The organism is Dyella ginsengisoli LA-4 (assembly GCF_000334915.1).
GTDB lineage: Bacteria > Pseudomonadota > Gammaproteobacteria > Xanthomonadales > Rhodanobacteraceae > Dyella_A > Dyella_A ginsengisoli_A.
This window is the reverse complement of record NZ_AMSF01000075.1, coordinates 50,817-61,420: the sequence shown is the minus strand read 5'-3', so window position 1 is coordinate 61,420 and position 10,604 is coordinate 50,817. Positions and strand designations below refer to the sequence as shown.

Annotated in this window: 10 protein-coding genes; 6 read left to right on the top strand and 4 right to left on the bottom strand. The window is 70.8% G+C overall.

Annotated features, from left to right (window positions below; genetic code table 11):
- Positions 1-445 (top strand): UPF0149 family protein (locus tag C693_RS22055; protein WP_017463476.1); only part of this gene is annotated, 445 nt, incomplete at its 5' end.
- Entirely contained in the window at positions 403-1,764 is a 1,362-nt protein-coding gene (locus C693_RS0116940; RefSeq protein WP_017463475.1) for an aminopeptidase P N-terminal domain-containing protein, read from the top strand. The genes C693_RS22055 and C693_RS0116940, both read left to right, overlap by 43 nt.
- 10 nt (positions 1,765-1,774) lie before the next feature.
- Here C693_RS0116940 and C693_RS23850 read toward each other — a convergent pair whose 3' ends face one another.
- Positions 1,775-1,912, bottom strand: a complete 138-nt coding sequence (locus C693_RS23850) for a hypothetical protein (protein WP_157798652.1) — start codon at positions 1,910-1,912, stop codon at positions 1,775-1,777.
- Between the two features lie 173 nt (positions 1,913-2,085).
- On the opposite strand from C693_RS23850, the gene C693_RS0116930 reads away from it, so the two are divergent.
- Together C693_RS0116930 and cydB are read left to right on the top strand one after the other, a co-directional pair.
- The gene (locus tag C693_RS0116930) at positions 2,086-3,462 is read left to right on the top strand and encodes a cytochrome ubiquinol oxidase subunit I (protein ID WP_026107508.1); all 1,377 of its coding nucleotides are present in this window, start codon (positions 2,086-2,088) and stop codon (positions 3,460-3,462) included.
- A gap of 4 nt (positions 3,463-3,466) precedes the next feature.
- Positions 3,467-4,477 (top strand): cytochrome d ubiquinol oxidase subunit II, encoded by a 1,011-nt coding sequence (gene cydB, locus C693_RS0116925; protein WP_017463472.1) that lies wholly within the window; start codon positions 3,467-3,469, stop codon positions 4,475-4,477.
- A 19-nt stretch (positions 4,478-4,496) separates the two neighbouring features.
- On the opposite strand, the gene pepQ is transcribed toward cydB, so the two are convergent.
- The 3 genes from pepQ to C693_RS0116910 all read right to left on the bottom strand — a co-directional run bounded on the left by pepQ (position 4,497) and on the right by C693_RS0116910 (position 8,671).
- Positions 4,497-5,813, bottom strand: coding sequence for a Xaa-Pro dipeptidase (gene pepQ, locus C693_RS0116920; protein WP_017463471.1), 1,317 nt, complete (start codon positions 5,811-5,813; stop codon positions 4,497-4,499).
- Positions 5,814-5,934: 121 nt separating this feature from the next.
- Entirely contained in the window at positions 5,935-6,288 is a 354-nt protein-coding gene (locus tag C693_RS0116915) for a PilZ domain-containing protein (RefSeq protein WP_017463470.1), read from the bottom strand.
- Positions 6,289-6,295: 7 nt separating this feature from the next.
- Complete coding sequence (locus C693_RS0116910; RefSeq protein WP_026107507.1) at positions 6,296-8,671, bottom strand: DUF1631 family protein; 2,376 nt, start codon at positions 8,669-8,671, stop codon at positions 6,296-6,298.
- A gap of 150 nt (positions 8,672-8,821) precedes the next feature.
- On the opposite strand from C693_RS0116910, the gene C693_RS0116905 reads away from it, so the two are divergent.
- Complete coding sequence (locus C693_RS0116905) at positions 8,822-9,724, top strand: PP2C family protein-serine/threonine phosphatase (protein ID WP_017463468.1); 903 nt, start codon at positions 8,822-8,824, stop codon at positions 9,722-9,724.
- Positions 9,705-10,601 (top strand): LysM peptidoglycan-binding domain-containing protein, encoded by an 897-nt coding sequence (locus C693_RS0116900; protein WP_241762694.1) that lies wholly within the window; start codon positions 9,705-9,707, stop codon positions 10,599-10,601. Before C693_RS0116905 ends, C693_RS0116900 begins: the two co-directional genes overlap by 20 nt.
- Positions 10,602-10,604: the final 3 nt, after the last annotated feature.

Below are 10,604 nucleotides of genomic sequence, written 5' to 3'. Positions count from 1 at the left end.
CCGCTCCGGCCGCCAGCCGGTGCTGGCCGTTCTTCAGCTGGATGGCGATGGCACCGCGCCGGCGGGCGCCGACGCGACCCTGCTCGATCGTCTGGCGCAGCAGGCGGCCACACAGCTGGCGGATCCCGAGCTGGGGTTCGAGCCGCTGCTGCCGGAGGACGACCGTCCCCTCGCCGAGCGCGCGGAAGCGACGGTCGCCTGGTGCCGCGGCTTCCTCGGCGGCTTCGGTCTGGCCGGGGCGGATGCCCACGGCAAGCTGTCCGAGGAGGCGCAGGAGGTGCTGCGCGACCTGGCCACCATCGCCTCGTCCCAGCTCGATTTCGGTGACGAGTCCGAGGACGAGGACGCATTGATCGAGGTGCACGAGTTCGTGCGCATGAGCGCGATGCTGCTGCATGCCGAGTGCGCCCGCGATCCGGCGGCCGGCAACGGCACGATCCACTGATCCCCGGCGCGGTGATCACGCCGGCCGAATTTGCCCGCCGCCGTCGCCAGCTGATGCACATGGCCGGCGAGGATGCCGTGGTGCTGGTCGCCGCGGCGCCCGAGCGCCTGCGCAATGCCGACGCGGCCTGGCCGTACCGGCAGGACTCGGACTTCCAGTACCTCGCCGGTTTCCCCGAGCCCGACGCGGTGCTGGCGCTGCTGCCCGGGCGCAAGCATGGCGAGGCGGTGCTGTTCTGCCGCGAGCGGGATGCGGAGCACGAGCGCTGGCACGGCGAGTCGATCGGCACCGAGCGCGCGGTCGGCGAGTACGGGATGGACGACGCCTTCCCGATCGACGACATCGACGACATCCTGCCGGGCATGATCGAGGGCCGCGCCCGGGTCTACTGCCATTTCGGCAGCGAGCCGCAGTTCGACGCGCAACTGCTGGCCTGGATGCGCCGCCTGCGCCAGCTGCGCGGCGGCGGCGTGGTACCCAAGGAGTTCGTGGCGCTGGGCCACCTGCTGCACGACCTGCGCCTGTTCAAGTCGCCGGCCGAGCTCAAGCTGATGCGCACGGCGGCGGCCGTCGCCGCCGACGCGCACCTGGCCGCGATGCGGGTGGCGCTGCCGGGGCGGCACGAATTCGAGGTGGAGGCCGAGCTGCAGCGGGCGATGCGCCTGCGCGGCGCAGTCGCGGCATTCCCGCCGATCGTCGCCGGAGGCGCCAACGCCTGCACCATGCACTACACCGCCAACCGCGCACCGCTGCGCGACGGCGAGCTGCTGCTGGTGGATGCCGGCGCCGAGGTCGACTGCTACGCCTCGGACATCAGCCGTACCTATCCGGTCGGTGGCCGCTGGACGCGCGAGCAGCGCGCGCTGTACGACATCGTGCTCACCGCCCAACTGGCCGCGATCGACGAGGTGAAGCCGGGGCGGCCGTTCAACGCGGCGCACCTGGCCGCGGTGCAGGTGATCACCGAGGGCCTGTGCGCGCTGGGGCTGCTCCGTGAGGATCCGGAGACGGCGATCGCCACCGGCAGCTACCGCCACTTCTTCCCGGCCAAGACCGGGCACTGGCTGGGCATGGACGTGCACGACGTGGGCGATTACCGCATCGACGGCGAGCCGCGCGAGTTGGAGCCGGGCATGGTGGTGACGGTGGAACCGGGCATCTACGTGCCGCCCGGCGACCGCAATGTTCCCGAGCGCTGGCGCGGGATCGGCATCCGCATCGAGGACGACGTGGCGGTGACCCGCCGCGGTCACGAGGTGCTCACCGCCGCGGTGCCGAAGGAGCCGGAGGCGCTCGAGGCCGTGCTCGCCGCGCGCTGACCGGACCGCCTCAGCGGGCCGCGACGAACAGGATCCAGCCGAGCGCCGCTGCGGCGACAAGCTTCGCCAGCAGTACCGGCAGCACCTCGCGCCACGGCGACGCGGCCGGCCGGCGACGGCGGGGCGGAGCGGAACGGGGGCCGGCCATGCTCATCGGTTCTCCACGCGGGACGCAGCAGACTAGCGCGTCGATGCCCTGCGGTGGCGCAGCATGCCCCGGCACGGTCGACGGCCGCAGGGCGTTTCGTCGCACGGCGGACCCGTTCGCCGCACGCGGACGTACAGGCCATCGGACAGCAAGCGCGTGAGGAGTCGATCATGTTGACGGCCGAGTTCCTGTCACGACTGCAGTTTGCCTTCGTCGTGTCCTTCCACATCCTGTTCCCGGCGTTCTCGATCGGGCTGGCCTCGTGGCTGGCCTTCCTGGAGGCGGTGTGGCTGGTCAGGCGCACCGACCCGTGGCGCGACCTGTACTTCTTCTGGCTGAAGATCTTCGCCGTGGCCTTCGGCATGGGCGTGGTGTCGGGCATCGTGATGAGCTTCCAGTTCGGTACCAACTGGGCGGGCTTCTCCGGGGCCGCGGGCAACGTGATCGGCCCGTTGCTCAACTACGAGGTGCTGACTGCGTTCTTCCTCGAGGCGACGTTCCTCGGCGTGATGCTGTTCGGCTGGCGCAAGGTCAGCGACCGCACGCACTTCTTCGCTACCTGCATGGTGGCGCTGGGCACGCTGATCTCGACGTTCTGGATCATGGCGGCCAACAGCTGGATGCAGACCCCGGCCGGCTACGTGCTGCGCGACGGCGTGTTCTACCCGGACGACTGGATGAAGGTGATCTTCAACCCGTCCTTCCCGGTGCGCCTGCCGCACATGGTGCTGGGCGCGTTCATCTCCACCGCGATGGTGATCGGCGGCGTCTCGGCGTGGTACCTGCTGAAGGGTCGCTTCGCGGACAAGTCGCGTGCGACCCTGAAGCTGGCACTGGCCTTCCTCGCCATCGTGATCCCGGTGCAGATCGCGGTCGGCGACATGAGCGGGCTGGAGGTGCACCGGAACCAGCCGGCCAAGCTGGCGGCGATCGAGGCGCGCTGGGAAACCCGCCGCGACGTGCCGCTGACGCTGTTCGCCTGGCCGGACGAGCAGGCGCAGGCCAACCGCTATGCGATCGACGTGCCGCGGCTGGGCAGCATCATCCTCACCCACAGCCTGCACGGCGAGGTGAAGGGCCTGAAGGATTTCCCCGCCGACCAGCGGCCGCCGGTGGCGATCCCGTTCTTCTCCTTCCGCATCATGGTCGGCCTGGGCTTCGCGATGCTGGGCCTGGCGTTGATCGGCCTGTGGCGCTGGCGCCGCGGCACGCTGGAACGACCGTGGTACCTGCGCGCATGGGTGGCGATGATCCCTTCCGGCTTTGTCGCCGTGCTGACCGGCTGGTGGGTGGCCGAGGTCGGTCGCCAGCCGTGGGTGGTGTACGGCGTGATGCGCACCTCCGAGGCGGCCAGTCACCTGCCGGTCGGCAGCGTGATGGCCTCGCTGGCGACCTTCGTGGTGGTGTACCTGGGCATCTTCGGCGCCGGGCTCTACTACCTGGTGAAGCTGTTCCGTACCGGACCGGTGCCGGCACCGGTCCGCGAGGTGGCGCCGCACCAGACGCCCGCGCGTCCGCTCTCGGTGCCGCAGGACTCGATCGAGGAGTAGGGCGATGGAACTGGCGACCGTGCTTCCCGTGGTGTGGTACTTCATCATCGGCTTCGGCGTGATGATGTACGTGCTGCTGGACGGCTTCGTGCTGGGCCTGGGCATACTCAGCCCGTTCGCCGACGACGAACACCAGCGCGACCACATGATGAACACCGCCGCGCCGATCTGGGACGGCAACGAGACCTGGCTGGTGCTCGGCGGCGCCGGCCTGCTGGCGGCCTTTCCCAAGGCCTATGCGCTGGTCCTGTCCAGCCTGTACCTGCCGATCCTGCTCATGCTGATCGCGCTGATCTTCCGCGGGGTCGCCTTCGAGTTCCGCTTCAAGGCGCACACCTCGCGCTGGCTATGGGGGCTGGCCTTCCACGTCGGCTCGGTGCTGGCGGCCTTCGCCCAGGGCGTGATCCTCGGCGCGCTGGTGGACGGCATCGCGCCGCTGCCGCCGGGACAGGTGCACGGCGCATTCGACTGGTTCAGCCCGTTCGCGGTGATGACCGGGGTCGCGGTGGTGTGCGGCTACGCGCTGCTGGGCGCGACCTGGCTGATCCTCAAGACCGAGGGCCGCGTGCAGCAGATCGCCTTTGATCTCACCCGCCCGCTGATGGTCGCGGTGATCGTGTTCATGCTGATCGTCAGCGCATCGCTGCCGACGCTGCATTCGGCGCTGATGCAGCGCTGGTTCACCGGCGGCAACTTCCTCTACCTGTCGCCGGTGCCGTTGCTCACCGCGGTGTGTGCGGTGATGCTGTGGCGCTCGGTGATCCACCGGCGCGAGGCGCAGCCGTTCGTCTACGCCCTCGGGTTCTTCCTGCTGGGTTTCATCGGTCTGGTGGTGGGCATCTGGCCGAACATCGTGCCGCCGGCCCTGAGCATCTGGGAGGCCGCCTCGCCCCCGTCCTCGCAGGGCTTCGTGCTGGTCGGCGCGGCGTTCCTGATCCCCGCGGTGCTGGCGTATACCGTGTATTCGTACCGCGTGTTCCGCGGCAAGCTGGCGGGCGACGCGGGCTACCACTGAGGCCGCGCCGCCCGGCCGGTCAGCCGAGCGCGGCGAAGGCGTCGCGGGTCAGATTCTCCGGGGCGCCGTCGGTGCACACCACGTCGTCCTCGATGCGGATGCCGCCGTAGGGCCTGAGCGCCTCTACCTTCGCCCAGTCGATGTCCTTGCCCGCCGGGCCCTGGCGCACTTCCTCCAGCAGCATGTCGATGAAGTACAGCCCCGGTTCGATGGTGACCACCATGCCCGGCTCGAGCGTGCGGGTCATGCGCAGGAACGGGTGACCGTCCGGGCGGGGGATGGTGTCGCCGCGGTCGCTCCTGGCGAAGCCGCCCACGTCGTGCACCTGCAGGCCGATGGAGTGGCCCAGGCCATGCGGGAAGAACGCGCGGGTGACGCCGCTGTCCACCGCGCCGGCCGCGCTCATGCGCACCAGGCCGTGCTCGACCAGCACCTGCGCCAGCTGATGGTGCGCCTGCACGTGCAGCGCGGCGTAGTCGGTGCCGGCCTTCACGCTGGCCACCTGGGCCTGCTGCACGGCATCCATCGCGTCGATCAGTGCCTGGAAATCGTGATGGCCGGCTGCGGCGTAGGTGCGGGTGATGTCGCTGGCGTAGCCGCTGGCGCTGGCACCGGCATCGATCAGCAGCGAGCGCGACTCGGCCGGGCGCGCGCGCCCCAGCGCCATGTAGTGCAGCACGGCGCCGTGCTCGTTGAGGCCGACGATGCTGGAGTAGGGCAGCTCGGCGTCGGTCTGCCCGGCGGCGGCGAGGTAGGCCTGGTGGATGCCCAGCTCGCTCTCGCCGGCGCGGAACGCGCGCTCGGCCGCACGGTGGGCGCGCGTGCCGATGCGGCTGGCCTCGCGCATCAGCGCGAGCTCGTACGGCGATTTGTACGCACGGTAGTAGTGCAGGTAATCCAGCACCGCCTTCGGGTTGTTCGCCTCCACCCCTTCGATCGGCGGACAGGCTTCGGCGATGACCGCGGCGCGGTGCTTCGGCAGCTGCGCGACGGCCTCCTCGGCGCTGCGCACGGTGACGATGTCGAAGTGCTCCACCCAGTAGCCGGTCGGGGCCTCGGGCACCACGTGCCAGTAGTCGCGCGGCTGCAGGAACACCAGCTTCGGCTTCGCGCCCGGCGTGTAGGCGATCCAGCTGCCCGGCGCGTCGGTCAGCGGCACCCAGTGCTTGAACGGCGGGTTGACCGCGTACGGGTAGTGGTTGTCGTCGAGGAACTTGGTCCCCGGCTGCCCGGCAGCCACCAGCAGGTGATCGAAGCCGCCGCGCGCGAGCGCCTGGTCGGCGCACTCGCGCAGCGTGGCCAGATGACGGGCGTACAGGGGAGCGAGATCGGTCATGGGGCGGGGTCCTTTCGACGGGGCGCCGCGGACGTCGCGCGACACCGTGGGGACGCGCAGGGGGCGCGTGGGCCTTCCATGATCGCAAAGCGCTGCCGGGTCATGCCACCCGGCCGCCGGTTCAGTGGGGCAGGGCCAGCCAGCGTTCGAGCACGGCCGTGTCGTCCTTGCCGATGGCGATGATGCGGAAGCCGGCCCAGACCTGGCCGGAGGCGGCAGGGCGTTCCTGCCACTGGGCCTGCACCCCGACTTCGATGTGCTGCGGCTGCGGGCCGAGTCCGTGCAGCGGCAGTTGCACCTGGTAGATCGCCTCGTCGCGCGGAGCCTGCTGGCAGATCAGCAGCATGCCGCCGGCCGAGAGGTTGCCCAGAAAGCCCATCGGCTTGCCGGCGATCACATCGGTGACCACTGCGGTGAAGTTGACGCGCTTGCGCTCGGCGCGGCGCTGCTCGCTGGACGGGAACGGAGGGTTCATGGCGGCCTCAATATGCCGGTCGGCCGGGTCGGCCGTTCGGTGTGCGCAGCAGGTTGCCGGTGAGCGAGTGCCAGGCGCGATCCAGGAGCGATTCCTTCATCTCGCCCAGCTCGCGTACGCGGCCCTTGACGATCTCGTGCGCCAGCTGCGGCAGGCTGATGTCGTCGGTGCGGATGCCGCGACGATTCACGAACAGGGTCTGTCCGGACACCGGTGAGAACCAGGCCAGCTTGCGCTGGCTGGTCTTGCCGGTCTTGCGGTCGGTGAACTCGAACCAGCGGCCGAACGGGAGCAGGCGCAGCCGCTCCTGTGTCTCGATCTCGCGGGGATCCACCACAGGCTCGCGCCGCGCCGGTGGTCGCGTCGCGGGCTCCTTGTGCTCGCGCCCGGTCTTTGCAGGCGATGGCGGTGCCGCCTCCGTTGGCGCCGCGGGCGGTGAGGCGGGCGCCACCGTGGGTGCCGCCGGCTGCTGGTGCTCGCCCAGCCGCTGGTGCTGCTTCAGGCGCAGCGCCAGATCGGTGGTGCTCAGCGTCTCGCCTCCGGCCATCGGGGCCGGTGCGTCGCCCGGGTTCACCAGGCGCTGGGCAACCTGATCGGCTTCCTCGTGGTGCATGCCGATCTGCTGCAGGCCGGCCTCGACGTCCGCCTGCAGTTGTGCCCGGTCGGCGATCGGCTTGCGTCCGAGCAACTGGTCGGTGATGAGCAGCTGTGCGGCCACCGCGTCGCTGTCCTCGCCGTGGCGCAGGATGGTCAGCGCCAGCACGTCGGACCAGGCGCGATCGAGCAGCGCGCGCAACAGGCCGCGCGGCGGGTCGTGGGCGAAGCGTTCGCCGATCAGCTTGGCCGCCCGCTGGCGCGCCTGGTCGAGCCGCTCGCGTCCCTGCATCGCCTCGATGTGGCGGCGCTCGGTCGCCTGTGCCTTGCGCGTGAGCAGGGTGAGGTGCTGCTGGATGTCGGCCAGCAGTGCCGTGTACAGCCCCGCGCTGGGCGGCTCGCGATTGGCGCGTTCCACCAGCTGCTCGAGCTTGGCACGCAGGTGCCGGTCGGCATCGCTGCCGGAATCGTCCAGCCAGTCGTTGGCCACCTCGGTGACCGTGCCCAGCAACTGGCGGGCGGGGTGCTCCTTCTGGTCGAAGAAGTTGCGGTCGCTGACCGCCATGCGCAGCACCGGCAACTGCAGGCCGCCGAGCAGTGCGTGGGTGCCCTCGCTGTGCTGGGTCTGCTGCGACAGTTGCTCGAACAGCATCGAGACCAGCTCGACCGTGTCCCCCTGCTCGGCGCTCAGGCCCGTGCGGGGGGCGTCCACGGGTTTGTCCGCGTTGAGCTGGGTCAGCAGCTCCTCGCGCAGCAGCTGCGCGCTGCGCAGCTCGCGGGTGGCCTTGTCGGCGACCAGGGAGAGATGCTTCTGCAGCGCGGACAGGGCGGTCTGCAGCTCCTCCGGCGTGGCTGCCTCGACCGGTTCACCGCCGTAGGCGGCGGGGCTGCGCCGACGTCGCGCGAGCAGTTCGCGCAGGCTGTCGAGCACCGCGATTGGCTCGTCCGCATGGGCATGATCGGTGGAGGCGCCCGCAGCGATGTTCGACCCCGGGGGCGCGGCTGGCGGCGCAGCGACGGGTGGCGTGCCGGCCGCTCCCGCTGCTCCGCCGGTTCGGGCCGGGGCGGCAGTAGGGCGCACCAACGGGTAGGGACGCAGGAGCGGCAGGATGCCCTCCTGTTCCAGCATGGCGTTGAGCGCACCGTAGAACCCGGACAATTCCGGCAGCAGCGCCGTCTCCAGGCAGCGCAGCAGCAGCAGGTCGTGTTCGACCGGCAGCTCGATGGCCGCGGTGGCGCTGCGCAGCGCGCGTGCCAGGGTCAGCGGTCCCACCGGAATGGCACCGCCCTCCAGCGGCGGCGCGGCGACCAGCACGGCAAGCCGGTAGCCCAGCTCGTACAGGGCACCGCCGCCCCGGGCCTCGCCGCGGGCGGCGAGCTTGTCGAGCGCAACCGTCATCTCGTGTTCGGTGGTGTCCACCAGGCTCAGCTGCAGCAGCCTGGGTTCGTCCGTCGCGCTGGGCCCGGTACCGGGGCCGAGCTGCTGGAAGGCCTCGCCAATGCGTGCGAGGAAGCGTGCTTCGAGCGCACCCCGTTCGGCCATGACGCGTTGGCGCACATTGAAATGGCGCTGCTGGTCGAACGGATCGCGGGCACCTTCGGACAGGGCGAACAGCTGGCGCTCGAGTTCGTCGAGGCAGGCCCGCACCGGCTGCTTGAGCCAGTCGGTGCTCATCGTCTGGCAGCGTTCGATCAGGCGACGCGCGCGCCCCGACCAGTGGTCGCTCGGTCGCCCGTGACCGCCGCCTTGCGGCGACGGCTGGCCTGGCTCATGCGGTTCTACATCCATGGCTGACCTTGAGAACTCCCCCGGGGCAACGAGTCTATGCCGGATACGTCGGTTACGTCACGATCCTGGAAGTCGGCAGAAGGCAGCGTGCCGCAAGCCCCGTATCGTAGGCCCACGCCATCGGCGTGGACGCAGGGGCGGTAGCAACCGGTGGAGCAGCAGATCGACATCGCGACCATCGACGCGCCGTGCTGGGGCACGGTCGGCGCCGGGCGCTGCCGGGGTGGGCGACCCACCCAGCAGGACGACCTGGTGTGCCTGCACGATCCGCTTTCCGCGACCTGGCTGCTGGTTCTGGCGGACGGCATGGGTGGGGAGGGCGCCGGCGAACTGGCTTCGGCGGGGGTGATCGCCGCCGCGAAGTCGCTCTGGACGCGGGGTGACTGGCGCAACCTGCCCGGCGCGGTGTTTCTCGAGCAGTTCTGCCAGGAGGCGCATCTCGAATTGCTGCGGCGTGGGGCGGCGCTGGCCGATGCCTCCCCCCGCGCGACCGTCGTGGCACTGCTTCTCAAGGGGCGACACGCCTTCTGGGCGCATGTCGGCGACAGCCGGCTCTACCGTATCGAGCACCACCGCGTCGCGGGCTGCACGGAGGACCACAGTCTGGTGCAGGAGCGCGTCCGGCGCGGCGAACTGGCCGCAGACCAGGCCGGCAGCGCGCCGGACCAGCATCAGTTGTTGCGGGGGCTGGGTGGCGCACGCCGGCCGGAGGTCGAGCATGGCTACGCGCCGCGGCGGCGCGACCAGCGCTTCGCCCTGTGCAGCGATGGCGTGTGGGCGCACCTGTCCGGGGCGGAGCTGGCCGCGTTCGCCGATTATGCCGACCCCTCGCTCGCCGTGCGCGAGGCGCTCTCGCTGGTGCTGCGCCGGGGACGGGGGGAAGGCGACAATGCCGCCCTCATCCTGGTCCGTGCGGAGCCGGCCCCTTTTCACCTGCTCGCGTCGATGCGGCGCGCATGGTCCAGGATCCTCGGTGCGTTTGCCGTCCGCCGGCACACCGATGCCACATTTTCCGGTCGACAGGTTTCGCTGCATGTCCCTGAGCCACGCTGATTCCTCCTCCACGCATGCGCCTGGCATGGCCCGGCGCCTGGTCTGGCTGCCCATGCTGCTGGCCCTCGGCGGCTGTGCCCAGCTGCAGGGCCTGTTGCATCCGCCGCCGAAGGTCGCGCCGGCCCCGCCTGCACCGCCTCCGGCACCCGTGGCGGCCCCGGCTCCCCCGCCGGTCGAGCTGCATCCGTTGGCCTGGATCGTCAACCGGCAGCTGCAGCGTGGTCACTACGAGGAGGGCGAGCGCTACCTCTGCCGCTACCTCGAGGCTCATCCCGGTGACCGCGCCGCCGAGGATCTGCTGCACCAGCTCACCGACGATCCGCGCGAACGGCTCGGTCCGCCCGCGCAGGTCCATGAGGTGCAGGCGGGAGAGTCGTTCAGCACCCTGGCCAGGCGCTATCTCGGCGACGGCCGCCAGTTCCTGATCCTGGCCCGCTACAACGGGTCGGACGACCCCTCCCGCCTGTGGGTGGGGCAGAAGGTGAAGTTGCCGAAGAGCCGCCGGGGCGCGGTGCGGCCGGCCGCTCCGGCCGTGGCCGAGGCGTCGTCCGGTTCGGCTGCCGTCCGCTCGCAGGCGTTGCAGCGCGAGAGCCTGTCGTTGCTGCGTGCCGGTCGGGAGACCCAGGCGCTGGCGAAACTGGACGATGCGCTGAAGGAAGACCCGGGCCTGGCTTCGGATCGGGGAGCTGCCGACGCGCTGCGCCAGCAGTTGGTGTCCACCTGCCACGAACGGGCCATCGTGCTGTATCGCGACCAGAAGCTGACGCCGGCGATCGCGCTGTGGGACCGCGTGCTGGCGATCGAGCCGGGCTATGAGCCGGCCATCGCCTACCGTGCGCGGGCGCTGGAGCTGCAGCGCCGCCTCAAGCAGCTCTGAAAG